The organism is Serratia sp. 22278 (assembly GCF_052045405.1).
GTDB classification, from domain to species: Bacteria; Pseudomonadota; Gammaproteobacteria; order Enterobacterales; family Enterobacteriaceae; genus Serratia; species Serratia marcescens.
The window spans coordinates 18,929-43,726 of the sequence record NZ_JBQEOW010000020.1 but is presented as its reverse complement, the minus strand read 5'-3'; the positions used below and the strand labels follow the sequence as shown (position 1 = coordinate 43,726).

At 61.1% G+C, this 24,798-nt stretch carries 22 protein-coding genes; 13 read left to right on the top strand and 9 right to left on the bottom strand.

What is annotated here, in order from left to right:
- From ACTJJ6_RS22830 to agaF, 5 genes are all read left to right on the top strand, one after another.
- Positions 1–582, top strand: a 582-nt coding sequence (locus tag ACTJJ6_RS22830) for a class II D-tagatose-bisphosphate aldolase non-catalytic subunit (protein ID WP_440827444.1), incomplete at its 5' end; no start/stop codon positions are given.
- Position 583: 1 nt separating this feature from the next.
- Positions 584–1,060, top strand: a complete 477-nt coding sequence (gene agaV, locus ACTJJ6_RS22825; RefSeq protein WP_004931808.1) for a PTS N-acetylgalactosamine transporter subunit IIB — start codon at positions 584–586, stop codon at positions 1,058–1,060.
- Positions 1,061–1,074: 14 nt separating this feature from the next.
- Positions 1,075–1,854: a PTS N-acetylgalactosamine transporter subunit IIC gene (gene agaW / locus ACTJJ6_RS22820; protein WP_016929937.1), complete on the top strand. Its 780-nt coding sequence runs from the start codon at positions 1,075–1,077 to the stop codon at positions 1,852–1,854.
- The gene (locus ACTJJ6_RS22815; protein WP_016929936.1) at positions 1,844–2,737 is read left to right on the top strand and encodes a PTS system mannose/fructose/sorbose family transporter subunit IID; all 894 of its coding nucleotides are present in this window, start codon (positions 1,844–1,846) and stop codon (positions 2,735–2,737) included. Before agaW ends, ACTJJ6_RS22815 begins: the two co-directional genes overlap by 11 nt.
- 10 nt (positions 2,738–2,747) lie before the next feature.
- Complete coding sequence (agaF, locus tag ACTJJ6_RS22810; RefSeq protein WP_016929935.1) at positions 2,748–3,182, top strand: PTS galactosamine/N-acetylgalactosamine transporter subunit IIA; 435 nt, start codon at positions 2,748–2,750, stop codon at positions 3,180–3,182.
- 30 nt (positions 3,183–3,212) lie between these two features.
- On the opposite strand, the gene ACTJJ6_RS22805 is transcribed toward agaF, so the two are convergent.
- Positions 3,213–4,940, bottom strand: coding sequence for an ABC transporter ATP-binding protein/permease (locus ACTJJ6_RS22805; protein ID WP_028127675.1), 1,728 nt, complete (start codon positions 4,938–4,940; stop codon positions 3,213–3,215).
- A 205-nt stretch (positions 4,941–5,145) separates the two neighbouring features.
- On the opposite strand from ACTJJ6_RS22805, the gene ACTJJ6_RS22800 reads away from it, so the two are divergent.
- Positions 5,146–5,853, top strand: coding sequence for a tetratricopeptide repeat protein (locus tag ACTJJ6_RS22800; protein WP_440804028.1), 708 nt, complete (start codon positions 5,146–5,148; stop codon positions 5,851–5,853).
- A 28-nt stretch (positions 5,854–5,881) separates the two neighbouring features.
- On the opposite strand, the gene ACTJJ6_RS22795 is transcribed toward ACTJJ6_RS22800, so the two are convergent.
- Together ACTJJ6_RS22795 and ACTJJ6_RS22790 are read right to left on the bottom strand one after the other, a co-directional pair.
- Positions 5,882–6,529 (bottom strand): DsbA family protein, encoded by a 648-nt coding sequence (locus ACTJJ6_RS22795; RefSeq protein WP_016929932.1) that lies wholly within the window; start codon positions 6,527–6,529, stop codon positions 5,882–5,884.
- A 68-nt stretch (positions 6,530–6,597) separates the two neighbouring features.
- Positions 6,598–7,482: an MBL fold metallo-hydrolase gene (locus ACTJJ6_RS22790; RefSeq protein WP_016929931.1), complete on the bottom strand. Its 885-nt coding sequence runs from the start codon at positions 7,480–7,482 to the stop codon at positions 6,598–6,600.
- Between the two features lie 108 nt (positions 7,483–7,590).
- Between ACTJJ6_RS22790 and ACTJJ6_RS22785 the strand changes: the two genes are divergently transcribed.
- Positions 7,591–8,499, top strand: a complete 909-nt coding sequence (locus ACTJJ6_RS22785; RefSeq protein ID WP_015378928.1) for a LysR family transcriptional regulator — start codon at positions 7,591–7,593, stop codon at positions 8,497–8,499.
- Positions 8,500–8,526: 27 nt separating this feature from the next.
- On the opposite strand, the gene ACTJJ6_RS22780 is transcribed toward ACTJJ6_RS22785, so the two are convergent.
- On the bottom strand, positions 8,527–9,450 hold the full coding sequence (locus tag ACTJJ6_RS22780; protein WP_016929930.1) for a LysR family transcriptional regulator: 924 nt from the start codon (positions 9,448–9,450) through the stop codon (positions 8,527–8,529).
- Positions 9,451–9,583: 133 nt separating this feature from the next.
- On the opposite strand from ACTJJ6_RS22780, the gene lysA reads away from it, so the two are divergent.
- Positions 9,584–10,846, top strand: coding sequence for a diaminopimelate decarboxylase (lysA, locus tag ACTJJ6_RS22775; RefSeq protein ID WP_440804021.1), 1,263 nt, complete (start codon positions 9,584–9,586; stop codon positions 10,844–10,846).
- 51 nt (positions 10,847–10,897) lie between these two features.
- Here the strand turns inward: lysA and galR are convergent, their stop codons facing one another.
- On the bottom strand, positions 10,898–11,917 hold the full coding sequence (gene galR / locus ACTJJ6_RS22770) for an HTH-type transcriptional regulator GalR (protein WP_004931832.1): 1,020 nt from the start codon (positions 11,915–11,917) through the stop codon (positions 10,898–10,900).
- 220 nt (positions 11,918–12,137) lie between these two features.
- On the opposite strand from galR, the gene ACTJJ6_RS22765 reads away from it, so the two are divergent.
- The 3 genes from ACTJJ6_RS22765 (at position 12,138) to lplT (ending at position 18,077) form a co-directional block, all read left to right on the top strand.
- Complete coding sequence (locus ACTJJ6_RS22765) at positions 12,138–14,396, top strand: molybdopterin guanine dinucleotide-containing S/N-oxide reductase (protein WP_049300390.1); 2,259 nt, start codon at positions 12,138–12,140, stop codon at positions 14,394–14,396.
- Positions 14,397–14,739: 343 nt separating this feature from the next.
- Positions 14,740–16,893, top strand: a complete 2,154-nt coding sequence (aas, locus tag ACTJJ6_RS22760; RefSeq protein ID WP_143778676.1) for a bifunctional acyl-ACP--phospholipid O-acyltransferase/long-chain-fatty-acid--ACP ligase — start codon at positions 14,740–14,742, stop codon at positions 16,891–16,893.
- Complete coding sequence (gene lplT / locus ACTJJ6_RS22755) at positions 16,893–18,077, top strand: lysophospholipid transporter LplT (protein ID WP_004931838.1); 1,185 nt, start codon at positions 16,893–16,895, stop codon at positions 18,075–18,077. Before aas ends, lplT begins: the two co-directional genes overlap by 1 nt.
- 33 nt (positions 18,078–18,110) lie before the next feature.
- On the opposite strand, the gene ACTJJ6_RS22750 is transcribed toward lplT, so the two are convergent.
- From ACTJJ6_RS22750 to mutH, 4 genes are all read right to left on the bottom strand, one after another.
- Entirely contained in the window at positions 18,111–19,151 is a 1,041-nt protein-coding gene (locus ACTJJ6_RS22750) for an NADP(H)-dependent aldo-keto reductase (RefSeq protein WP_015378923.1), read from the bottom strand.
- Positions 19,152–19,356: 205 nt separating this feature from the next.
- Complete coding sequence (locus ACTJJ6_RS22745) at positions 19,357–19,575, bottom strand: YgdI/YgdR family lipoprotein (RefSeq protein ID WP_016929923.1); 219 nt, start codon at positions 19,573–19,575, stop codon at positions 19,357–19,359.
- 155 nt (positions 19,576–19,730) lie between these two features.
- Entirely contained in the window at positions 19,731–20,447 is a 717-nt protein-coding gene (locus ACTJJ6_RS22740; protein ID WP_016929922.1) for a TerC family protein, read from the bottom strand.
- A gap of 93 nt (positions 20,448–20,540) precedes the next feature.
- Positions 20,541–21,227 (bottom strand): DNA mismatch repair endonuclease MutH, encoded by a 687-nt coding sequence (gene mutH / locus ACTJJ6_RS22735; protein ID WP_033632226.1) that lies wholly within the window; start codon positions 21,225–21,227, stop codon positions 20,541–20,543.
- Positions 21,228–21,923: 696 nt separating this feature from the next.
- Between mutH and rppH the strand changes: the two genes are divergently transcribed.
- A complete protein-coding gene (rppH, locus tag ACTJJ6_RS22730) occupies positions 21,924–22,451 on the top strand; it encodes an RNA pyrophosphohydrolase (RefSeq protein ID WP_004931849.1) in 528 nt (175 codons plus the stop codon).
- 12 nt (positions 22,452–22,463) lie between these two features.
- Complete coding sequence (gene ptsP, locus ACTJJ6_RS22725) at positions 22,464–24,710, top strand: phosphoenolpyruvate--protein phosphotransferase (RefSeq protein ID WP_016929920.1); 2,247 nt, start codon at positions 22,464–22,466, stop codon at positions 24,708–24,710.
- Positions 24,711–24,798 lie beyond the last annotated feature (88 nt).

Below are 24,798 nucleotides of genomic sequence, written 5' to 3'. Positions count from 1 at the left end.
GTTGAGCATTACCAACCGCAGCGCGCCGACGCATTGAGCCATTTCATCGAACGGCAGCCGGGCATGATCTATGAAGCGCACTCTACGGATTACCAACCGCCGCAGGCCTACCGCCAACTGGTGCGCGATCACTTCGCCATCCTGAAGGTGGGGCCGGCGCTGACCTTCGCGCTGCGCGAAGCGCTGTTCGCCCTCGATCGCATCGAACGCGAATGGCTGGGGGAACGCCAGTCGGCGCAGCTGTGCGCCACGCTGGAGCAGGTGATGCGCGAGCAGCCGCAGCAGTGGAGCCGCTATTACCACGGCACGCCGCACCAACAGTATCTCGATCGCCACTACAGCCTGAGCGATAGGGTGCGTTACTACTGGCCGCAGCCGCAGGTGCAGCAGGCGGTCGACGGTTTGCTGGACAACCTGCGCCGCAGCCCGGCGCCGCTGGCGCTGCTCAGCCAGTACCTGCCGGATCAGGCGCGGGCGCTGAACGCCGGCGAATTGAGCGCCGATCCGCAGGAGTGGGTGCTGCATAAAGTGACGCAGGTGCTCGACGATTACCACGCCGCCTGTTACCCGGAGGGCCGCTGACATGCCGAACATTTTAATGACTCGCATCGACAATCGTCTGGTGCACGGCCAGGTGGGCGTGACCTGGACCAATACCCTTGGCGCCAACCTGGTGGTGGTGGCCAACGACGAGGCCGCCGCCGATCCGGTGCAGCAGAACCTGATGGACATGGTGGTGGCGGAAGGGGTGCAGACCCGTTATTTCACGCTGCAGAAAACCATCGACGTGATCCACAAGGCGGCGGATCGGCAGAAGATCTTCCTGGTGTGCAAAACGCCGCAGGATGTATTGACGCTGGTGCGCGGCGGGGTGCCGATCCGTTTCGTCAACGTCGGCAACATGCACTTCGCCGAGGGGAAGCGGCAGGTGCACAAAACGGTGTCGCTGGACGACGGCGACGTGGCCGCGTTCCGCGCGCTGGCGGAACTGGGCGTGGAGTGCGAAGTGCGCCGGGTGCCGGATGAAGCGGGCGAGGCGATCGGCAAACTGCTCTTTTGAGCCAGGGGGGAAGCATGTTGACGGATGCGCTATTGATTGCGTTGTTGGCCGGATTGGCCGGGGTTGACCTGTTCGACGGTCTGACCCATTTCCACCGGCCGGTGGTGATGGGGCCGCTGGTGGGGCTGATTTTGGGCGACGTCTACACCGGGTTGCTGGTGGGCGGCACGTTGGAGCTGGTGTGGATGGGCATGGTGCCGCTGGCGGGCGCCCAACCGCCGAACGTGGTGATCGGCGGAGTGATCGGCACCGCGTTCGCCATTCTGACCAAGGCCGACCCTAAAGTGGCGATCGGCGTGGCGGTGCCGTTCTCGATTGCGGTGCAGGGCTGCATCACGCTGCTGTTTACGCTGTACTCACCGATGATGCACCGCTGCGATCGCATGGTGAAAGCGCTGAACTGGCGCGGCATCGAACGGGTGAATTACCTGGGCATCAGCATTCTGTTCATCTTCTATTTCGTGGTGGCGTTCCTGCCGATTTACTTCGGCGCCGATGCGGCCAGCGCCATGGTGCAGAAGGCGCCGGGCTGGCTGCTGGACGGGCTGGCGGTGGCGGGCGGCATGATGCCGGCGATCGGCTTCTCGCTGCTGATGAAAGTGATGATGAAAAAAACCTACGTGGCCTATTTTATCCTCGGTTTCATCTCGGTCACGTTCCTCAAGCTGCCGATCCTGGCGGTGGCGCTGGGCGCCCTGGCGATCGCCCTGATCGATTTCTTCAACACGCAACGCGGCACGGCAGAGGCGACCGCCCGGCCCGCTCCGCAGGAGGACGCCGAAGATGGCATTTAACGATTCCGACGATCTGCTGGCGCAAAAGGCCGAGCAGCGCATGGCGCAGGCGCTGGCCACCAGCCAGGTGGAGCAGGACGATTATCTGGACAGCCAGCCCGCCGAAGCGCTGACGCGCGGCGACATCAACCGCATGGCCTGGCGTTCGCTGCTGTTGCAGGCGTCGTTCAACTACGAGCGCATGCAGGCGGGCGGCTGGCTGTATCAGTTGATCCCCGGGCTGCGCAAGATCCACCGCAACCCGCAGGATCTGGCCAACTCGATGAAGATGCACATGGAATTTATCAACGTGCACCCGTTCGACGTCACCTTCCTGTCCGGTTTGGTGCTGGCGATGGAGCAGAACAAGGAGAAGATCTCCACCATTCGCGCGGTGAAAGTGGCGCTGATGGGGCCGCTCGGCGGCATCGGCGACGCGCTGTTTTGGCTGACGCTGCTGCCGATCTGCGCCGGCATAGGCGCTTCGCTGGCATTGGAGGGCAGCCTGTTCGGGCCGATCGTCTTCCTGCTGCTGTTCAACCTGTTCCACTTCGGCCTGCGTTTTGGGCTGGCGCACTACGGTTATCAGGCCGGCACCAGCGCGCTGGCGCTGCTGAAGACCCACACCCGGCGCATTTCTCACGCCGCGTCGATCGTCGGCATGACGGTGATCGGCGCGCTGGTGGCCTCGTATGTGCACCTGTCCACGCCGCTGGTGATGCACGCCGGCAAGGCCAGCGTGGCGCTGCAGACCGACGTGCTGGACAAGCTGATGCCCAACTTGTTGCCGCTGTGCTTCACGCTGCTCATTTTCTTCCTGATGAAGCGCGGTTTCTCGCCGGTGAAGCTGATTGGCGTCACCGTAGCGATCGGCGTGGCGGGCAAATTTATCGGTATTTTGTGAGGAGCGGGCTATGCCAGGCATTGTGATTACCGGCCACGGCGGCTTTGCCACCGGGCTGTTGCAGGCGGTGGAACAAGTGGTGGGGCCGCAGCGGCACTGTGCGGCGGTCGATTTCCCTGAACAGATGAGCACCGCGCAGCTCAACGACGCCCTACGCTCGGCGCTGGCGGCGGTGGCGCAGCCGGACGGTGTGGTGTTCCTGACCGATATGCTCGGCGGTTCGCCGTTTCGCAGTGCCTGCGAACTGGCGGATGCGCAGGGCGATTGCGAAGTGCTCACCGGCGTCAACATGCAGTTGGCGGCGGAAATGATGCTGGAGCGCGATGGGCTGAATCTGGATGAATTTCGCGAGATGGCTTTGGCGTGCGGTAAACGCGGCCTGACCAGCCTGTGGCATGAACGCCGCCGGGTGAAGTGCGAAGACGCGCAGGCCGATGGCATCTGAACGAAAACCGGGCGCGCCCGGCTTCGTGAGTTATGCCGGCAACGGGCTCAGCGCCAGGCGCGCCGGTTGGTCTTCGCCGCGGCTGAAGCGCCAGCAGGTCTGATGGTACTTCGCCACGCTGTTGCGGTGCGCTACGCTGATCAGCGTCATGTCCGGCAGTTCATCCACCAGCAGGCAGTACATCAGTTGCTCGGTTTCGTCGTCCAGCGCGCTGGTGGCCTCATCGAGGAACAGGATGCTCGGGCGAATCAACAGGGCGCGGGCGAACGCCAGCCGCTGTTGCTCACCCGGCGACAGGCGATGGCTCCAGTTGGCGGAGGTATCCAGCCAGCGCTGCAGGTGTTTCAGACGGCAGTTTTCCAGCACCCGCATCAGCTGTTCGTCGCTGTATTCTGACGCCAGGCTCGGGTAGCTCAGCGCCTCGCGCAGCGTGCCGATCGGAATGTAGCTGCGCTGGGGCAGGAACAGCGTGTTGGCGTTGGCCGCCACCCCGATGGCGCCCGCGCCGTAAGGCCAGATACCGGCGATGGCCCGCAGCAGCGTCGACTTGCCGCAGCCGGAAGGGCCGACGATCAGCAGGCGATCGCCGCGTTGCAGCGTCATCTCTGCGCCGGCCAGCAGCGGTTGGCCGTCGGGCAAGTTCAGGCTGAGGTTATCCAGCGTCAACGGATGGGCGGTCTCTTCCCGCAGCTGAATGCCGCGCGGCTGATGGTGAACCTGATCGACGGCGGCGTTGAAGCCGGCCAAACGGTTAACGCAGGCTTTCCAGGTCGCTAAGTCGTTAAACGCGTCGATAAACCACGACAGCGCACCCTGCACCTGGCCGAAGGCCGAGGCGATCTGCATCAGGCCGCCCATCTGAATGGCGCCGGAGAAGTAGCGCGGCGCCGCCACCAGCAGGGGAAACACGATGGCGAACTGGCCGTAGAAGTTGGTGGCGATGTTCAGCCGCCGGGTGATGCGCATGATCGCCCACCAGTTGCTGCGAATGGTGTCGAAACGGTCACCCAACTGTTGCGCCTCGCGCGGTTCGCCGTGGTATAGCGCAATGGCGTCGTTGTTTTCGCGGATGCGGATCAGGCCGAAACGGAAGTTCGCCTCATACCGCTCCTGGTTAAAGCCCAGCATGACCAGCGGTTTGCCGACCCACCAGATCAGCAGCGATCCCAGCACCGCATACAGCAGCGCGAACCACACCATATAGCCGGGCAAGGTGATGGCGTGTTGACCGAGCGCGAAGGTCATCGGCCCGCTGACGTGCCATAAAATGTCGATAAAGGAAAACAGCGTCACCAGGCTGGAGAGCAGCCCGAGCGACAGTGACAGGGTATATTGAGTCAGTACGTTGAGATCTTCAGCGATACGCTGATCGGGGTTATCGACGATCTGCTGCTGCTCGGTATGGTAATACGCCTGGTGCGCCAGCCATTTTCCCATGAACTTTTCCGTCATCCAGCGCCGCCAGCGCATCTGCAGCCCCTGAGTCAGGTAGATCTTGTAGACCGCCAGCACGATGAAGATCAGCGCCAGATAGGTGAAGCGCCACAGCTGCGCCTTGAACACCGGGTAGTTTTTGTTCTGCAACGCATCGTAGAACACCTGGTTCCACTGGTTGATCTGCACGCTGATATAGACCAGACCAAGCGACAGGACGACGATGGCTGTTAGCATCATCCAGGCGCGCCATCGCTCCTCAGACACCCAAAAGGGTTTGATCAACTGCCACACGGCGTGTTTCTGCAAGGGGGTTGCGTTCATAACGGCTCGATAATTGCGGTGTTTTGTTCAGCATGGGCTGCGGGCCGGTAACAAACAAACCGCGACTGTAAGCAGTTTTGACTCCGCTAACCGTTTGAAATAAGGCGGCTGAATCGTCAGCGGCGCGCTGGCGGGCGCAATTGCGGCATACACTCCGGCGCAGGGCGGTTATACTGGCGCCGAATTTTTGCAGAAAGGATAAACGATGAAGGCTTGGTTTCCCCTGTTGCTGACCTGCGGCGTCTTCGCCAGCGCCCGGGCCTGGGCGCACATTGACGAGCCGGACATCGCCGCCGACTGTCAAAAGGTGGCGAGCTACGCCGAACTGGGAAAAAAGGCCTATCAGCGGCAGGATTACGCCAAAGCCGCCGACATCTTTCGCGATCAGGCGGCCTGGAGCGAGTTTTGCGGCCTGAGCGAGCAGGCTGTCGCCACGGCTTACAACAACGTGGCGCTGTCGCTGATGCACGCCGGGGAATTGCTCAAGGCGCAGGCCTATCTGGCGCTGGCTCCGCACGACGACAAATCGCAGCACAACCTGAGCCTGTTGCGCCAACGCCTGGCGCAGCAGCCGCAGCCCAAGGGGCCGGGCGGCGTGTATTGGCAATACGCCGGGCGCGGCGTGTGGAGCGAAGTGGCGGTGAAGCCGCAGGGCGAGCGCTGGTTGATCGCGTTTTCCGGCTACGCCATGCCGCAGATGGGGCTGTATTACGGGCCGAACATGGGCGACTTCACCGCCGAGCTGCCGATCGAACACGGCAAGGCTGTCTACCACCAGCATGAAGCGGAAAGCGCGCAGGTCTGCGACGTGACGATGGCGTTTGGCGAACAAGCGCTGGAGATGCATACGCGGGGGGATTGCGGGTTCGGTCACAACGTGCGGGCGGAAGGGCGGTTCGTGCGGGTCGAATGACTCGCCCCGGCGATCGGGGCGAGAAGGGTTACGCCAGCGCGGCGGCGCCCAGCAGGTTCTTCCAGGCTTCCACATTGCCCAGATAGTTCCCGGCCGGCAGCAGATGCAGGCGGCCTTCGCTGTCCTGCAGCGCAAAGGTCGGGAAGCCCTGGCCTTGCACTTTGGCGAGCAGCGCCCGGCTTTCCGCGATGTGTTGCGCGGTCGGTGCGCCGCTGTTGAAGCGCATTTCGGCGATAAACGCCGCCGAAGGCAACCCCAGCTCTTTCGCCAACGCTTCCAGCACCGGCGTGTCGGCGATGCGCCGGCCCTCCTTATAGTGCGCCTGCTGAATGCGATGCAACATGTCCAGCCCGCGTCCAGACAGCTTTTCCGCCGCCAGGATAGCGGTGATCGGCGGTTCGGAATCCATCACCGCCGTGGTGTCGCGCAGCAGGCCGTTGAAATAGGCTTCGCCGAACGGCTGGCCCGTCATTTCGGCGATGCGTTTGTCGTGCGGAATCACATAGTTGCGCCACTCGTCGGTGATCTGGCGGCGATTGTTGCCGGTCATCATGCCGCCGGCGTGCGGCACGATCTTCAGCCCGGGGAGGCTCTGAGCCGCTTTCACCAGCGGCGCGGCGCCATAGCACCAGCCACACAGCGGATCGAAAATGTAATGTAACGTGGTTTCGGTCATCTTTACTCCTCGCTTGGCGCGCGGCAACTCGCCGCGGCGCCGGGGCTGGTTCAATCACGCAGGGGCGCTTATTGCGGCCACTTCATCTCGCCTTTCAGCACTTTTGCGCTCAGTTCCAGGCTCGATTCGTCTTTCAGCGTCGGGTAGTGCTTTTTCATCGCTTCAATCAGCGCGGCGGAGTCCTTGGCCTTCGGCAGTTCGGCTTCCAGCGTGGTCAGGTATTTCTGGGTAAAGTGCACCGATGCCAGCGTTTGCGCGGCGCCTGGCAGGAAGTGGCCCGGCACGACGACCTGCGGCTTCAGCGCTTCGATGTTTTTCAGCGTCTGCTGCCAGTGCTGGCGCGATTCCTCGGTCTGGTTGTCGGCGATCCACGGATGGATATTGTCACCGGCGACCGCGACGCCGCCCACGACCGCTTTCAGCGCCGGGATCCAGACGAAGGTGCGATCGGGGGTCGGGCCGTTCAGGCCTTTCACTTCCACTTTCTGGCCGTCGATGGTGAAGCTGTCGCCCTGCAGCGGCTGTGGCACGATCACGGTTTTCGGCGCGTTGTCTTTCAGGATCGGGCCCCAATAGGCGACTTTGCCGTCTTTGGTGGCGTTGATGTCCTTGATGGTGCCTGGCGAAGCGATGATTTTCGCCTCCGGGAAGGCCGCCTTAATCACGTCCAGACCGAAATAGAAATCCGGGTCTGAGTGGCTGATATAAACGGTGGTCAGCTTCTTGCCGGTCGCCTTGATCTTTTTCACCAGCTCTTCGGCATCGTTACGCTGGAACTGAGCGTCAATCAGTGCCACTTCGTGTTGGCCGCTGACGATTTCGGAAGACACCGGGAACACGCTTTTCTCGCCCGGGTTATACACTTCCATGGTCAGGGTATCGGCAGCGGTGGCGTAAGTGCTCAGTGTGGCGACGCCGGTGAAGGCCAGAGTTAACAGTGATTTCTTAAACATGGGCAGAGGTCCTTAGGTATCGGTTAATGTTGTAACGATGTTAGGTTGCATAAAGCGATAGAAAAACCGGATAATAAGCAATTATTCGTTGCATAAATCGGACTAATCATGGATCGCATTACCGCCGCTGAGGTTTTTGTCACCATCGTCGATCGCGGCAGCATGATCGCCGCCGCGGAAACGCTGGAGATGTCGCGCGCGATGGTGACGCGCTACCTGGCGCAGATGGAGCAATGGGCCGGGGCGCGTTTACTGCACCGCACTACCCGTAAGCTTAGTCTGACCGACGCCGGTGAGCGTACTCTGGAACGTTGCCGACAAATGTTGGCGCTGGCGGGGGAAATCGATCTGGTGGAGGAAGGGCAGAGCGACGAACTGCGCGGCCTGCTGCGCATCACCTGTTCGCAGTCGCTCGGGCAAACGGCGCTGGTGGGGGCGGTCGCTCAGTATCTGAAGCGTCACCCGCAGGTGGCGGTCGATCTGCAGATGAACAACCGGGCGGTGAACCTGGTGGAAGAGCGCATCGATCTGGCGCTGCGCATCACCAACGAGCTGGATCCCAACCTGATCGCCCGTCCGCTGTCCACCTGCGCATCGGTGGTGTGCGCCGCGCCGGCGTATCTGGCGGCACACGGCACCCCGCGCCAACCGCAGGATCTGGCGTTGCACAACTGCCTGACCTACTCCTATTTCGGCAAAAGCCTGTGGCACTTCGATGCTCAGGGCGTGAAATCGGCGGTGGCGGTCAGCGGCAACCTGAGCGCCAATGAGTCGGTGGTGTTGATGGCCGGCACGGTGCAGGGCGCGGGCATTTCCATGCAGCCCTATTATTCGGCGGCCCCGCTGCTGGCCAGCGGCGAACTGGTCGAATTGTTGCCGGATTACCGGCCGCAGTCGATGGGCATCTACGGCATCTACACCTCGCGTCGCCAGATGCCCGCCACCTTGCGCACCATGCTGGACTTTCTGGTGGAGTGGTTTGCCACCGATCCGCAGTGGCAGGCGACGCTGCGCTAAGGCCTCGGCAATATTCCCACGCCGCTTTCAGCGCCTGACAGCGGCGGCCAGCCGGGCGGAGAAGCGTGCCGCCTGCTGATGCAAATGGTCGATAAAGGCCGTGACCAGCGCCGATGAAGGGCGGTGCAGCGGCCGGATCAGGCTGACGGTGAACGGCACGTCGATGCTGAACGGCCGCACGTGCACGCCGCTGCCGGCATAGTCGAGCGCCGTCAGCGGGTTAACGATCGACACCCCCACGCCGGCTCTCACCATGGCGCACACTGACGCCGCACTGTGCGTTTCCATCACCATGCGGCGCTCGACGCCTTGCTCGGCGAACAGCGCATCCAGCAAGTGACGATAGCTGTCGGTGCTCGACAGGCTGATGAAGTTCTGCCCGGCGAAGTCCTGCGGCGTCAGCTGGTCTTTTACCAGCAGCGGGTGGCCCGTCGGCAGCACGCACACTTCGTTCAACGTCATCAGCGTCACCCGTTCGGTGCCCGCCGGCGTGAGGGTGGTTTCCGTCAGCCCGAGATCGTGGCGCTGGGCAGACAGCCACTCTTCCAGCAGCGGCGACTCTTGCGGGATCACGCTGAAGCTGACTTCCGGATAACGTTCGATAAAGGGCTGGCACACCGCCGGCAGCAGCGATTGGGAAAATACCGGCAGGCACACGATCGACAGCTGCGCCTGCTGAAACTGGCGGATGCCGGCGGCGGCGTTGACGATGCGATCGAGGCCGTAATAGGAGCGTTGCACCTCTTCGAACAGCCGTAGGCCCTGCACCGTGGGGGACAAGCGCCCGCGCACCCGGTCGAACAACTGCAGCCGAATCAGCTTTTCAAAGCGCGCCAGCTCGCGGCTGACGGTCGGTTGCGAGGTTTGCAGCAGGGCCGCCGCCTCGGTCAGGTTGCCGGTGGTCATCACCGCCCGAAAGATTTCGATCTGCCGCAAAGAGATACTGTGCATGGCGAGGCCGCTCGACTGTAGAGAAAGCCATATCATAAATGAATAGACTACGGCTAAATAGATATTTTTCACTCGATTCAGCGTGCGGCACTATGGCTTTATCTGCCGTCATTTTCGAATTGGGAATATCGCCATGCCACGCCCGTTGCACGAAACCTCCACCGCGTTGAACGCCGCTAACCTGCTGGCTTTGCCGCAGCGTTTCGGCTGCCCGGTCTGGGCTTATGATGCGGACATCATCAGCCAGCGCATCGCTCAGCTGCGCCACTTCGACACCATTCGTTTCGCGCAGAAGGCCTGTTCGAACATTCATATTTTGCGCTTGATGCGCGAGCAGGGCGTGAAGGTGGATTCGGTGTCGCTGGGCGAGATCGAACGGGCGCTGCAGGCCGGTTTTCAGCCGGGCGGCGAACCGAGCGAGATCGTGTTTACCGCGGACGTGTTGGATCACGCCACGCTGGCGCGCGTCAGCGAATTGAAGATCCCGGTTAACGCCGGTTCCATCGACATGCTGGATCAGCTCGGCCAGGTTTCCGCAGGGCATCCGGTGTGGCTGCGCGTTAACCCGGGATTTGGCCACGGCCACAGCCAGAAAACCAACACCGGCGGCGAGAACAGCAAGCACGGCATCTGGTATGCCGACCTGCCGCAGGCGGTGGAGAAGATCCGCCGCTATGGCCTGCAACTGATCGGCGTGCACATGCACATCGGTTCCGGCGTCGATTACCAGCATCTGGAGCGCGTCTGCGATGCGATGGTGCAGCAGGTGATCGATCTCGGTCATGACATCAGCGCCATTTCCGCCGGCGGCGGCCTGTCTATCCCGTATCAGTACGGCGAAGAGGCGATCGATACCGAACACTATTTCGGTTTGTGGAATCGGGCGCGTGAACGCATCGCCGCGCATCTGGGGCATCCGGTGCAGTTGGAGATTGAACCCGGGCGTTTCCTGATGGCGGAAGCGGGCGTCTTGGTGGCCGAGGTGCGGGCGGTGAAAGACATGGGCAGCCGCCACTTCGTGCTGGTGGACGCCGGTTTTAACGATCTGATGCGCCCGGCGATGTACGGCAGTTACCACCATATTTCGCTGTTGCCGGCCGATGGGCGCGATACCTCGGGGCAAGCGCTGCGCGAAACGGTGATCGCCGGGCCGCTGTGCGAATCCGGCGACGTGTTCACCCAGCAGGCGGGCGGCGGCGTGGAAACCCGAGAGCTGCCGCCGGTGCAGATCGGCGATTATCTGGTGTTTCACGATACCGGCGCCTACGGCGCGTCGATGTCCTCCAACTACAACAGCCGTCCGCTGTTGCCTGAAGTGCTGTTCGAAAACGGCGAGCCGCGATTGATCCGCCGCCGCCAAACCATCGAAGAACTGATCGCGCTGGAACTTATCTGATCAGCCGGCGGGCGTCTGGCGCCCGCTTCACAGCGTTATGCGGCGGCATGATTACGGCTGTTCGTGCGCGTTGTTGAGGGTGGCGACCGAGTGGCGGCGCACCAGCGTTGGGCTGAACATGTTGGTGATTTCCGGCAACGGTTGCCGGTTGGCCAGCGCCAGCGCCAGCTCCGCCGCCTGGGTCGCCATCGCCACGATCGGGTAGCGAATGGTGGTCAGGCGTGGGCGCAGGTAGCGCGAAATCAGCACGTCGTCGAAACCGATCAGCGAAATCTCCCCCGGTACGTCGACGCTGTTATCGCTCAGCACCGACAGCGCGCCGGCGGCCATCGGATCGTTGTAGCAGGTAATAGCGGAGAACGAACGGCCGCGGCCGAGCAATTCTGTCATCGCCTGTTCGCCGCCGATCTCGTCCGGTTCGCCATAGGCGATCAGCTTTTCATCCACCGCGATGCCGTGTTCCCGCAGCGCGTCGAGATAGCCCTGCAGCCGGTCGGTGGCGTCGGAAATCTGGTGGGTGGAGCAGATGATGGCAATGCGCTGATGCCCTTGCTGGATCAGATGACGGGTCGCCAGCCAGGCGCCGTAGCGATCGTCGAGCGCCACGCAGCGCGTTTCGAAGCCCGGCAGCGTGCGGTTGATCAGCACCATGCCCGGGATCTGTTGCATCCAGCCGCAAAGTTCCTGATCGCTCAGCCTTTTGGCGTGCACCACCAGCGCTTCACAGCGGTGCCGCACCAGCTGTTCAATCGCCTGACGCTCTTTTTCGGCGTCGTGGTAACCGTTGCCAATCAGCAGAAAATTGTGGGTGGCGTAGGCCACCTGCTCGACCGCCTTGACCATCGCGCCGAAGAAGGGATCGGAAACGTCGGAGACGATCAGGCCCAGCGTCTCGGTGGATTGCTGCGCCAGCGCTCGTGCGTTGGCGTTAGGGTGATACTGCAGCTGTTCCATGGCGGCCTGCACCGCGGTGCGCGACCCTTCGCTGGCCTTGGGGGAATTGTTTATCACGCGGGATACCGTGGCCACGGAAACCCCCGCCAGCCTGGCAACATCCTTTATCGTAGCCATATCAGTCAACACATCCTGGGTAATCGCTTACATCCCCCAGTTTTGCGGAAAAAAACCGGGGCTGCAAGCGGTCTCGTGCGCAACTTGTGGCGGCCGTTGCAGAATCTCTTCGAGTCTGTACGCATAACCATCGACGACCGAACGATAGCGCAATTTGTACGTTGGCACTGGCGGCGGGCTGAGGTAACGTCTGTGCATTCCGATTTGCGCCGAGAATGCCATGTCCATTAAACGCTATCCGCAGCTCGCCCATTGGGGCGCTTATACCGCCGTGGTTGAAGACGGCCGGCTTATCCGTTGTGAACCCTTCGTCGACGATCCCGATCCTTCGCCGCTGCTCGATTCCATCGTACCGATGGTCTACTCCGACAAACGCATCCGCAAGCCGGCGGTGCGCCGCTCGTGGCTGCAAAAGCGCGAGGGCAGCGACCGTACGCTGCGCGGCAGGGAAGATTTCGTCGAGGTGGATTGGGAGTTAGCGCTCGATTTGGTGGCGCAGGAGAATCGCCGGGTGCGCGATCGCTACGGTGCCTCCGGGCTGTTTACCGGCTCTTATGGCTGGTCGTCGGCAGGGCGGCTGCACCATGCCCGCTCGCTGGTGCGGCGGTTCTACTTCAGCGGCGGCGGCGGCGTCGATCAGCAGGGCAACTACAGCTGGGGCGCGGCGCAGTTTTTCCTGCCGTATGTGATCGGCACTTTCTCGCCGTTGACCGGGCGCGTCACCAGTTGGCCAAGCGTGGTGGAGCACTGCGAACTGTTTGTGGCGTTTGGCGGGTTGGCGCTGAAAAACGCCCAGGTGTCTTCCGGCGGCGCGGCGGAGCATGCGCTCAAGCCCTGGCTGCAAAAGCTGGCGCGCAAGGGCACGCCGGTGATCAACATCAGCCCGATGCGCGACGACTGCCCCGAGTTCGTCAATGCGGAATGGATCCCGATCCGGCCGAATACCGACGTGGCGCTGATGCTGGCGCTAGCTTACGAAATCCAGCGGCTGGGCGCGCAGGATGAAGCCTTCCTGCACAGCCACTGCGTGGGTTATCAACAGTTGGCGGATTACCTGAACGGCGTGAGCGACGGCGTGGCGAAAACGCCGGCCTGGGCCAGCGACATTACCGGCATTCCGACGGCGCGCATCGCGCTGCTGGCGCGGCAGCTGATCGGCGTGCGCAGTTTTATCACCTGTTCCTACTCCGTACAGCGCGCGCATCGTGGCGAGCAACCGTACTGGATGATGATCGCGCTGTCGGCGATGTTGGGCCAGGTGGGGCTGCCGGGCGGCGGGTTCTCGTTCGGCCACGGCTCAATGAACGGCGTCGGCAACCCGCGCGTGGATACCCCCGCACCGACCATGCCGGTAGGCGATAACCCGGCCGGGCTGGCGATCCCGGTGGCGCGCATCTGCGACATGCTGCTGCACCCTGGCGAAGCCTATCAATTTTGCGGCGAGACGCGGCATTATCCGGATATCCATCTGGTGCACTGGGCCGGCGGCAACCCGTTCCATCACCATCAGCAGTTGAACCGACTGGTGGAAGGCTGGCAGAAGCCGGATACGGTGATCGTACAAGATATCTGGTGGACCGCGGCAGCCAAAATGGCGGATATCGTGTTGCCGGTCACCAGTTCGCTGGAGCGCAACGACATCGGCGGCTCGTCGCGCGATCGTTACGTGCTGGCGATGCATCAGGCGATTGCACCGCAGCATCAGGCGCGCAACGATTTCGATATCTTCGCCGATCTGGCGGAGCGCCTGGGCTATCGCGAGCGCTTTACCGAAAACCGCGACGAGCGGGCCTGGATCGAAGCTATCTACCGGCAATGCGGCGCTGCGCAGCAGCGCGCCGGCGTCGCCTGGCCCGAGTTTGAGGCGTTCTGGCAACGGGGCTATGTCGAGCTGCCCGCTCCGGCCAAAGAGTTTGTATTTTTTGACGCGTTCCGCGCCGATCCCCAGGTTAACCCGCTGCAAACGCCCAGCGGCAAGATCGAGTTGTTCAGCGAGCGGATCGCCGGCTATCGCTACGAAGATTTCGCTCCGCATCCGCAGTGGCGGCCGCCGGTGGAGTGGCTGGGCGCGCCGCAGGCCAAGAATTGGCCGCTGCACCTGATCTCCATTCAACCGAGCGATCGCCTGCATAGCCAGATGGATCCGGCGCCGCTGGCGCAGGGCAACAAGACCGCCGGGCGCGAAACCCTGTATATGCATCCGGACGATGCGGCGCCGCGCGGGGTGGCGGACGGCGCCGAAGTGCTGGTCAGCAATGCGCGCGGCAGCTGTCTGGCGGGGGTATCGCTCACCGATGGTGTGACGCGCGGCGTGGTGTTGATGGCGACCGGTGCCTGGTTCGAGCCGGGTTTCGACGCGCAGCGCCGGCCGCTCGAGCAGGCGGGCAACCCGAATGTGCTGACGCTGGATATTGGCACCTCGCCGCTGACGCAGGGGCCGAACGCCATGAGCTGCCTGGTCGAGGTCAGCGCGCGATGAGTGAAGATTTCACGTCTGGGTCACTGGCTCGTCGTTGTTATATTTATTTTCGTCGCTGCGGGAAGGTTTAAGTTTCATTGAGTTATTACAGCAGATCGCGGGAAATTTACAGCTGGTTGCATTTGGAGCAGAACTCTTGCGATTCGGCGGTAGTTTCCTGCACGCCATCTCTCTAGAGTAGGTGATCCCAGAGGTATTGATTGGTGAGAAATCAGCATACTCTGTATGTTGAAGCCATTTTCAATTGCACCAACCTACGCGGATGCGTAGGTTTTTTTTTGCCTGCCATATAGTATTCTTTTCCCTACAACGATTTACGCCTCCATGGCCAAGGGAGAAGGGCATGATCTTTTCACTGCTGCGCGCGCTGTTTCGCCTGTTGTTTCGGGTTCGGGTCGAAGGGGGCGTCCAGCACTTCGAACGGCAAAAACTGCTGATTACGCCGAACCACGTCTCTTTCCTCGACGGCGTGCTGTTGGCGCTGTTCCTGCCGATAAAACCGGTGTTTGCGGTTTACGCCAGCATCGGCGAGAGCTGGTTCATGCGCTGGCTTCGGCCCTACATCGATTTCGTCTCGCTCGATCCCACCAAGCCGATGGCCATCAAGCAACTGGTGCGCATGGTCGAACAGGGGCGGCCGATCGTCGTGTTCCCTGAAGGGCGCATCACCGTGACCGGCGCGCTGATGAAAATCTACGACGGCGCGGCGTTTATCGCCGCCAAATCGGGCGCCACCGTGGTGCCGGTGCGGATCGACGGCCCCGAATTCAGTCCGTTCGGCCGCATGGCCGGGGTGTTCAAGATCCGCTGGTTTCCGCAAATCAGCATCCGCATCTTGCCGCCGACCACGCTGCCGATGCCGGAGGCGCCGCGTGCGCGCGAGCGTCGGGCGCTGGCGGGCGATCGGCTGATGCAGATCATGATGCGGGCGCGCATGGAGACGCGCGAACCGCAGACGCTGTTCCATGCCTTGCTGGCGGCGCAGCGCCGCTATGGGCGTCGCAAGCCGTGTATCGAAGACATCGCTTTCAAAGAGGACAGCTACCAAACGCTGATCAAGAAATCGCTGGGCGTCAGCCGCATTCTGCAGCGCTTTACCGCCGAAGGGGAACACGTCGGGCTGCTGTTGCCGAACGCCACCATCACCGCGGCGGCGATCTTCGGCGCTTCGCTGCGCAACCGCATTCCGGCGATGCTCAACTACACCGCCGGCGCCAACGGCCTGAACAGCGCGATGACCGCCGCCGGCATCAAGACCATCGTCACCTCGCGCCAGTTCCTGGAGAAGGGCAAACTGACCCACCTGCCGGAGCAGGTGACGCAGGCCAACTGGATGTATCTGGAGGATCTGAAAGACACCGTTACGCTGGCGGACAAGCTGTGGATCCTGCGGCACTTGCTGCAACCGCAGCGCGCGGCGTTGCCGCAACGCCCGGAGGACGCGGCGCTGATCTTGTTCACTTCCGGCTCTGAAGGCCACCCCAAGGGCGTGGTGCATTCGCATGCCAGCCTGCTGGCCAACGTAGAACAAATTCGCACCATCGCCGATTTCACGCCGCGCGACCGTTTCATGTCATCGCTGCCATTGTTCCACTCGTTCGGCCTGACGGTGGGGTTGCTTACGCCGCTGATCACCGGCAGCCGCATTTTCCTCTACCCCAGCCCGCTGCACTATCGCGTGGTGCCGGAGTTGGTGTATGACCGTAACTGCACGGTGCTGTTCGGCACGGCGACCTTCCTCAACAACTATGCGCGCTTCGCGCATCCGTATGATTTCGCCCGCCTGCGCTATGTGGTGGCCGGCGCGGAGAAACTGGCGGACAGCACCAAACAGATCTATCAGGATAAATACGGCATCCGCATTCTGGAAGGCTATGGCGTGACCGAGTGCGCGCCGGTGGTGTCGATCAACGTGCCGCTGGCGACCAAGGTGGGCACCGTTGGCCGCATCATGCCGCAGATGGAGGCGCGCTTGATCGCGGTGCCGGGCATCGATAACGGCGGCCGCCTGCAGCTGAAGGGGCCGAATATCATGAAAGGCTATCTGCGGGTTGAACGTCCCGGTGAGCTGGAACCACCGGCGGCGGAAGATGCGAACGGTGTGCTGCAGCCGGGGTGGTATGATACCGGCGATATCGTCAGCCTGGATGAGCAGGGTTACTGCACCATTCGCGGACGCGTGAAGCGCTTCGCCAAGCTGGCGGGCGAGATGGTGTCGCTGGAGAGCGTCGAACTGCTGGCGCAACGGCTGTCGCCGGAAAAACTGCATGCTGCCACGGTCAAAAGCGACAGCAGCAAAGGCGAGGCGCTGGTGCTGTTCACCACCGATCCCGCCATTACCCGCGAGGCATTGCTGCGGGTGGCGCGCGAGCTGGGCAGCCCGGAGCTGGCGGTGCCGCGCGATATTCGCCTGTTGAAAACGCTGCCGGTGCTCGGCAGCGGCAAACCTGATTTCGTCACCCTGCGTCATATGGCCGAACAGCCGGAGAGTGCCTGATGAATCCTTCGACCGAATCCCCTTTGTTGTCACGCGGCATGATCGCGGTGATCAGCGCGCAGTTCCTCTCGGCGTTCGGCGACAATGCGTTGCTGTTCGCCACGCTGGCGCTGATCAAGCAGCAGCTGTATCCGGACTGGAGCCAGCCGATCCTGCAGATGGCCTTCGTCGCCACCTACATCATCCTGGCACCGTTTGTCGGCCAGGTGGCCGACAGCTTCGCCAAAGGGCGGGTGATGATGTTCGCCAACGCGCTGAAGCTGGCGGGGGCATTGGTGATCTGTTTTGGGGGGAACCCGTTTCTGGGTTACAGCCTGGTCGGCGTGGGGGCCGCCGCGTATTCTCCGGCCAAATACGGCATTCTGGGCGAGATCACCAGCGGCGAGAAGCTGGTCAAGGCTAACGGCCTGATGGAGGCCTCGACCATCGCCGCCATTCTGACCGGTTCGGTGGCCGGCGGTATTCTGGCGGACTGGCACGTGGTCGCGGCGCTGGCGGCCTGCGCGTTGGTTTACGCGGGGGCGGTGGTCGCCAACCTGTATATTCCACGTCTGGCGGCGGCGCGCCCAGGGGCTTCATGGCGGCCGCGGGCCATGACGAACAGTTTCTTTACCGCCTGCGTCACATTATGGCGCGATGGGCAGACGCGTTTCTCATTGATTGGCACCAGCCTGTTTTGGGGGGCCGGCGTGACGCTGCGTTTTCTGTTGGTGCTGTGGGTGCCGGTGGCGCTTGGCATCGCCGATAACGCCACGCCGACGCTGCTGAACGCCATGGTGGCCGTCGGCATCGTGTTGGGCGCGGGTGCCGCCGCGCGCTTCGTCACGCTGAAGACGGTGAAACGCTGCATGCCGGCCGGGATCCTGATCGGCATCGCGGTCGCGGTGTTTGCGCTGCAAACGACCATGCTCAATGCCTACGTCTTGCTGGCGCTCATCGGCATGCTGGGGGGCTTCTTCGTGGTGCCGCTCAATGCGTTGCTGCAGGAGCGGGGCAAACATTCGGTCGGCGCCGGCAATGCGATCGCGGTGCAAAACCTGGGTGAAAACGCCGCCATGTTGCTGATGCTGGGCCTGTATTCTTTGGTCGTGAAGCTGGGCGTGCCGGTGGTGGGCGTCGGCGTAGGGTTTGGCGTGGTGTTTGCGCTGGCGATTAGCGCATTGTGGTGGTCTCAGCGGCGGTGAAACGGGGCGCAGCCAGGCTGCGCCCTCAGGCTATCAAGGCGCCGGAATGGTAAACCGGGTGTGGATTTCTTCGAGCGCCTGCAGCACGTCCTCATCCAGAATCACGTCGAGGCTGTCGAGGTTGATTTTCAACTGATCCACCGAGGTGGCGCCCAGCAGAGTGCTGGCGACGAATGGCTGCTGACGCACGAAGGCCAAGGCCATCTGCGAAGGATCCAGCCCGTGTTTTTTGGCCAGCGCCACGTATTCGGCGATCGCCAACTGGGTTTGCTGCCCTGAATAACGGTTGAAACGGGTGAACAGCGTATTGCGCGCGCCGGCCGGTTTTGCGCCGTTGAGGTATTTACCGCTCAGGGTGCCGAACGCCAGGCTGGAATAGGCCAGCAGTTCCACCCCTTCGTGCTGGCTGATCTCGGCCAGGCCAATCTCAAAGCTGCGGTTCAGCAGGCTGTACGGATTTTGAATCGACACGATGCGCGGCAGCTCATGTTTCTCCGCCAGCTGCAGGTAGCGCATCACGCCCCAGGGCGTTTCATTGGAAACCCCGATATAGCGGATCTTGCCGGCGCGCACCTGCTCGGTCAGCGCTTCCAGCGTTTCCAACAGCGTGACCGTAGCTTTGTCCTCAGTGTATTGATAGTTGAGTTTGCCAAAGCAGTTGGTAGCACGCTGCGGCCAGTGCAATTGATAAAGATCGAGATAATCGGTGTTCAGCCGCTTGAGGCTGGCGTCGAGCGCGGCGCGGATGTTTTTGCGATCCAGCGCCTGCTGCGGACGGATGCTGCTGTCGGTGCCGCGTACCGGGCCCGAAACTTTGCTGGCCAGGACGATTTTTTCGCGATTGCCGCGCGCCTTGATCCAACTGCCGATATAGCTCTCGGTCAGGCCCTGGGTTTCCGGACGAGGCGGCACCGGGTACAGTTCGGCGGTATCTATCAGGTTCACGCCTGCGGCCAATGCATAGTCCAGTTGCGCATGGGCGTCGGCTTCGCTGTTCTGTTCGCCAAAGGTCATGGTGCCCAGTCCCAGCACGCTCACTTCTAAAGAACTGTGGGGAATACGGTGGTATTGCATTAACGGCCTTCCTTTCTTGTTAGCGCTGACGGGCCGCGCGGCCCGGTGAAACAGGAGCCCAATTCAGAAGACGGCGCAAAGTCCGTCGGGCGGCGATGTCGCCTTTCCTGACTATAACCAAGCGGTGAAGATGGGGGAAGCGGATTCAGTGCGCAGGCGAATGAGGGCTACCGCGCTTGAACGGGCGATAGCCGGCGAGCGGTGATTAGCGTTCGATAACCTGGGAAACCTGATCGCCGTTGATCTGGCGGTGGTTGCCTTTCTCGTCTTTATAACTGATGAGTCCGGTGTCTGTGTCGATCTCCGGTTTTCCTTGCGTCAGGATCATGTTGCCGTCTTTAGTCGCCATGACGTAGTCGCTGGAACATCCCGCCAAACCGGCGGCCATAACCAGCGCAGACACTGCCATTACCCACTTTTTCATCCTGCGGATCCTCGATTATGCAGAAAACAATGTTCTTTCAAGATTAGCAAACTCTCGGCCGGGGGCGTCTCAGATAAGTCTTTATCTGATAAGAAAAAGTGAAATGAGGGGGCAATGAAACGGCGGAAGCCGCCGGTGGCGGCTTCCATATCGCGTTATTCCGGCGCGTGATTTTTTTTGCTGCGCATCAGATTGAGCGCTTCTACCGACATGGAGAAGAACATGGCGAAATAGATGTAGCCTTTCGGCACGTGCACCTGGAAGCTTTCCAGCATCAACGTGAAGCCCACCAGGATCAGGAACGCCAGCGCCAGCATTTTTACCGACGGATGGCGGTTAACGAACTCGCCGATCGGCCGGGCGGCGAACATCATCACGCCGACGGCGATCACCACCGCCGCCATCATGATGAACAGATGGTCGGAAAGGCCCACGGCGGTAATCACCGAATCCAGACTGAAGATGATATCCAACAGCATGATTTGCACGATCGCGCCGAAGAAGCTGTGCACCTTGGTGTGGTGCTCTTCTTCCGAACCTTCGATGGTTTCGTGGATCTCTTTGCTGGCTTTCCAGATCAGGAACAATCCCCCCAGCAGCAGGATTAAATCGCGGGCGGAAATGGCGTGATCCAGCACGGTGAACAGCGGGTGCGTCAAGCGGATCACCCAGGCGATAGAGGCCAGCAGCGCCAGGCGCATCAGCATGGCGGCGGCCAGCCCGAGCCGGCGAGCTTTGTTCTGTTGCGCTTTGGGCAGCTTGGCTACCACCAGCGACAGAAAAATGATGTTATCAATACCCAGTACGATCTCAAGAATGGTTAGCGTACCTAACGCTAACCAGGCATTGGGATCCATAATCCATTCGAACATTGCCCGACACACCTTAATAAATGCAAAGCGTGAATTATACGCGTTTATCGCGGCGCTGACAGGGTTAGCTAAACCAGAGTTAAACGAAATCGCTTAGATTGAGAAATGTCTTGCCAGCAGCGCGCCGGTAAAGCCCTTTTTCAGATAGAAACCGCGCGGCAGCGTCATGATAGGTTGCCCCTGTTCGCCGATGGCTTCGGTGAGCGCCTTGTTGTTGGCCGCTTTGGGGCGCAGTTGCAGCACTTCGCCGTGGCGTGCGGTGATGCGTTCTACGTGACCGAGCACGATCAGATCCATCAGTTCTTCCCAATCGCGGCGTAACCTCTCTTCTTCTGCAAGGCTCGGGCTCCACAGCAGCGGCGAACCGACGCGGCGCTGGGCCAGCGGGATTTGCCGTTCGCCTTCTACCGGTATCCACAACACGCGCGCCAGCTTGTGGCGAACGTGGCTGCTGGCCCAGGTGACGCCGCTGTTGCCGGTGAGCGGGGCGACGCAGACGAAAGTGGTTTCCAGCGGTTTGCCGGCGGCGTCGACAGGAATGGTTTTCAGCTCAATGCCCAACTCGGGAAAATCCTGTTCCGGTTTGCTGCCGGCCATGGCGCCGAGATACAGCTCCAGCAGCATGCCCACCCAGCCTTTATCGCGTTTCAGATCCTTGGGGATCGGCAATTGCGCACGGGCGGCCAGTTCGCCAAAGCTGAAGCCGGCCAGCGCCTGAGCGCGCTCGAACAGCTGCCGTTCATTTTCCGGCGGGGGCGGCAAAGGGGATAAAAATGCCATAAATCAAGCCTGTCGAATTTGGTTGAAAAACGTACTGCAATTATACACGGCGAGCGATAACCGCTATCGCCTGGGGAAAAGAATAATAGTAGCATGATTTTACATGACTTTTTTTCTTTCTTTACGCGGGCGACAATGCACTCGCGGGGCTTGTTCACCTGAAGCCACCGACAATAAACAGGATCTTACACCTATTTATCCACAGATTTATGGGATAACCCAAATTTTTACCGATCACTGGTTCAATTTACAGCCTTGACTCAGGCGGGTTTTTACGAATTTGTCCGTTTTGTGCGTAACTTGCCCGGATAATCTGTGGATAAAAACGGCGTTGGTGGATCTTTCGCCAGGGTAAGATCCTTACCGTGCATAGATCACATTTTTGTCCTGTGCATCACTGCGAGATATTGGTTAACTATATGTTTTTAAATTTAATATTTGTTTTTGGGTATGAGGGCGGATTTTAGGGGACGAGAGTTTTACCGGCTTATCCCTCGAGTTCTGCACACACCTATCCACAGAAAAAGTGAATAAAACCGGTCTGAAAGGCTGGGGTATGTTTATAACTTTGCCAATATCTGTGAGTTATCCCAATGTTATCCGGCCCGCAGCGCCGTAAAGCAGTGGTTTACCGCCTGTAGCTTGTGTGAAACAATCAGGACATCTATGCGAATTTAAGCTTATCGAGGTAGTCCGGTGATCGATGATGATGGCTACCGCCCGAATGTTGGTATCGTAATCTGTAATCGTCAGGGGCAGGTCTTATGGGCCCGCCGTTACGGTCAGCACTCCTGGCAGTTTCCCCAAGGTGGGATTAACCCTGGCGAAACTGCGGAGCAGGCGATGTACCGTGAGCTGTTCGAAGAAGTGGGGCTGAGTAAAAAGGATGTGCGCATCCTGGCTTCGACCCGCAACTGGTTGCGCTATAAATTGCCGAAACGTTTGGTGCGTTGGGACACAAAGCCGGTTTGTATCGGCCAAAAGCAAAAATGGTTTTTGTTGCAGCTACTGTGCAATGACGCTGATATCAATATGCAGCGCAGCAGCACGCCGGAGTTCGACGGTTGGCGCTGGGTGAGCTTCTGGTATCCGGTGCGCCAGGTGGTGTCGTTCAAACGCGACGTCTACCGCCGGGTGATGAAAGAATTCGCCGTGACCGTGATGCCGATGCAAGAGCAGGCGGCGCCGCGGCAGGCTCCCGCTTATCGCCGAAAGAGAGGTTAAGTTAAGCCGACTATGCTCACGCGCTTGCGAGAAATTGTAGAGAAGGTGGCCGCGGCGGCCAGTCTGACGGATGCGCTGGATCTGCTGGTCAATGAAACCTGTCTGGCGATGGACACCGAAGTGTGTTCCATCTACCTGGCGGACAACGATCGCCGCTGCTACTACCTGATGGCCACGCGCGGGCTGAAAAAGCCGCGTGGGCGCACTATCGCATTGGCGTTTGACGAGGGCGTCGTCGGGTTGGTCGGCCGCCGAGCCGAGCCTATTAACCTGGCCGATGCCCAAAGCCACCCCAGTTTCAAATACGTTCCGCAGGTGAAAGAGGATCGTTTCCGATCCTTCCTCGGGGTGCCGATCATTCATCGGCGCCAACTGCTGGGGGTGCTGGTGGTGCAGCAGCGCGAGCTGCGCCAGTTCGATGAAAGCGAAGAGTCTTTCATGGTCACTCTGGCCACGCAGATGGCCGGGATCTTGTCACAGTCGCAGCTCAACGCCATTTTCGGCCAGTATCGCCAAACGCGCGTGCGTGCACTGGCGGCCTCGCCCGGCGTGGCGGTGGCTGAAGGGTGGCAGGACAGTAGCCAGCCTTCGCTCGATCAGGTTTACCGCGCGTCGACGCTGGACACCGCCAGCGAGCGCGAGCGCCTGACGCTGGCGCTGGAAGAGGCCGGCGCGGAGTTTCGCCGCTTCAGCAAGCGTTTTGCCGCCAGCTCGCAAAAAGAGAGCGCGGCGATCTTCGATCTTTATTCTCACCTGTTAAACGACGCCCGCCTCAAGCGCGAACTGTTCGCCGAAATCGACAACGGCTCGGTGGCGGAGTGGGCGGTGAAACAGGTGATAGAAGCCTTTGCCGAACAGTTCGCCAAACTGCAGGACACCTACATGCGCGAGCGCGGCAGCGATCTGCGCGCGCTGGGCCAGCGCCTGCTGTTCCACCTCGATGACACCACCCAGGGCGCCACCCAGTGGCCGGCGCGTTTTGTGCTGGTGGCGGATGAGCTGACCGCGACATTGCTGGCCGAAGTGCCGCAGGATCGCCTGGTCGGCGTGGTGGTGCGCGACGGCGCCGCCAACTCGCATGCGGCGATTTTGGTGCGGGCGATGGGGGTGCCGACGGTGATGGGCGCCGACATCCAGCCTTCTCTGCTCAGCCAGCGGTTGCTGATCGTTGATGGGTATCGCGGTGAACTGTTGGTCGATCCTGAACCGGTGCTGGTGCAGGAATATCAACGGCTGATCAGCGAAGAGCTGGAGTTGAGCAAGCTGGCGGAAGACGACGTCGAGCAACCGGCGCAGTTGAAAAGCGGCGAGCGTATCCAGGTGATGCTGAACGCCGGCCTCAGCCCGGAACATGAACAACTGTTGGGCGGCCGAGTGGATGGCGTGGGGTTGTACCGCACCGAAATCCCGTTCATGTTGCAAAGCGGTTTCCCCTCCGAAGAAGAACAGGTCGCGCAGTATCAAGGCATGCTGCAGCTTTATCCGAGCAAGCCGGTTACGTTGCGCACCCTGGATATCGGCGCCGACAAGCAACTGCCCTATATGCCGATCAGCGAAGAGAACCCTTGCCTGGGGTGGCGCGGCATCCGCATCACTCTGGATCAGCCGGAGATCTTTTTGATTCAGGTACGCGCCATGCTGCGCGCCAATGCCGGCACCGGCAACCTGGGTATTTTGCTGCCGATGATCACCAGCCTTGAAGAGGTCGACGAAGCTAAACGCCTGATTGACCGAGCCGGGCGCGAGGTGGAAGAGGTGCTCGGCTACGCGATCCCGAAACCGAAAATCGGCGTGATGCTGGAAGTGCCATCGATGATTTTCCTGATCCCGCATTTGGCCGGGCGCGTTGATTTCATCTCGGTCGGCACCAACGACTTGACCCAGTACCTGCTGGCGGTGGATCGCAACAACACGCGGGTCGCCGCGCTGTATGACAGTTTGCATCCCGCGATGTTGCAGGTGCTGAACTTGATCGCCGAGCAGGGGAAAGCGGCCGGGCTGCAGCTTAGCCTCTGCGGTGAGTTGGCCGGCGATCCCATGGGCGCGCTGTTGCTGGTGGGCATGGGCTATCGCAATCTGAGCATGAATGGCCGCAGCGTGGCGCGCATCAAATACCTGCTGCGACATATTGACCTGGCCGACGCCGAAATGCTGGCTCACCGGGTGTTGAATACCCAGATGACCACCGAAGTGCGCCATCTGGTGGCGGCGTTTATGGAGCGGCGCGGCATGGGTGGGCTGATCCGCGGGGGCCGATAACCGCCGCACGGTGTGATTTTTTTACAGAACTTTTCCCGCCCTGCCGGACCGGACCGCGCTAAGCCTATGTTATGATGCGCAACCTCAG

What these genes read in the sequence shown, in the direction of transcription:
- aas (WP_143778676.1), top strand. Translation starts at nt 14,740, where the DNA reads ATGATCTTTTCACTGCTGCGCGCGCTGTTTCGCCTGTTGTTTCGGGTT.
- ACTJJ6_RS22785 (WP_015378928.1), top strand. Translation starts at nt 7,591, where the DNA reads ATGGATCGCATTACCGCCGCTGAGGTTTTTGTCACCATCGTCGATCGC.
- ACTJJ6_RS22745 (WP_016929923.1), bottom strand. Translation starts at nt 19,575, where the DNA reads ATGAAAAAGTGGGTAATGGCAGTGTCTGCGCTGGTTATGGCCGCCGGT.
- ACTJJ6_RS22790 (WP_016929931.1), bottom strand. Translation starts at nt 7,482, where the DNA reads ATGTTTAAGAAATCACTGTTAACTCTGGCCTTCACCGGCGTCGCCACA.
- agaV (WP_004931808.1), top strand. Translation starts at nt 584, where the DNA reads ATGCCGAACATTTTAATGACTCGCATCGACAATCGTCTGGTGCACGGC.
- ACTJJ6_RS22805 (WP_028127675.1), bottom strand. Translation starts at nt 4,940, where the DNA reads ATGAACGCAACCCCCTTGCAGAAACACGCCGTGTGGCAGTTGATCAAA.
- ptsP (WP_016929920.1), top strand. Translation starts at nt 22,464, where the DNA reads ATGCTCACGCGCTTGCGAGAAATTGTAGAGAAGGTGGCCGCGGCGGCC.
- ACTJJ6_RS22740 (WP_016929922.1), bottom strand. Translation starts at nt 20,447, where the DNA reads ATGTTCGAATGGATTATGGATCCCAATGCCTGGTTAGCGTTAGGTACG.
- ACTJJ6_RS22815 (WP_016929936.1), top strand. Translation starts at nt 1,844, where the DNA reads ATGGCATTTAACGATTCCGACGATCTGCTGGCGCAAAAGGCCGAGCAG.
- agaF (WP_016929935.1), top strand. Translation starts at nt 2,748, where the DNA reads ATGCCAGGCATTGTGATTACCGGCCACGGCGGCTTTGCCACCGGGCTG.
- galR (WP_004931832.1), bottom strand. Translation starts at nt 11,917, where the DNA reads ATGGCTACGATAAAGGATGTTGCCAGGCTGGCGGGGGTTTCCGTGGCC.
- lplT (WP_004931838.1), top strand. Translation starts at nt 16,893, where the DNA reads ATGAATCCTTCGACCGAATCCCCTTTGTTGTCACGCGGCATGATCGCG.
- ACTJJ6_RS22800 (WP_440804028.1), top strand. Translation starts at nt 5,146, where the DNA reads ATGAAGGCTTGGTTTCCCCTGTTGCTGACCTGCGGCGTCTTCGCCAGC.
- ACTJJ6_RS22750 (WP_015378923.1), bottom strand. Translation starts at nt 19,151, where the DNA reads ATGCAATACCACCGTATTCCCCACAGTTCTTTAGAAGTGAGCGTGCTG.
- ACTJJ6_RS22795 (WP_016929932.1), bottom strand. Translation starts at nt 6,529, where the DNA reads ATGACCGAAACCACGTTACATTACATTTTCGATCCGCTGTGTGGCTGG.
- lysA (WP_440804021.1), top strand. Translation starts at nt 9,584, where the DNA reads ATGCCACGCCCGTTGCACGAAACCTCCACCGCGTTGAACGCCGCTAAC.
- mutH (WP_033632226.1), bottom strand. Translation starts at nt 21,227, where the DNA reads ATGGCATTTTTATCCCCTTTGCCGCCCCCGCCGGAAAATGAACGGCAG.
- ACTJJ6_RS22780 (WP_016929930.1), bottom strand. Translation starts at nt 9,450, where the DNA reads ATGCACAGTATCTCTTTGCGGCAGATCGAAATCTTTCGGGCGGTGATG.
- ACTJJ6_RS22765 (WP_049300390.1), top strand. Translation starts at nt 12,138, where the DNA reads ATGTCCATTAAACGCTATCCGCAGCTCGCCCATTGGGGCGCTTATACC.
- agaW (WP_016929937.1), top strand. Translation starts at nt 1,075, where the DNA reads ATGTTGACGGATGCGCTATTGATTGCGTTGTTGGCCGGATTGGCCGGG.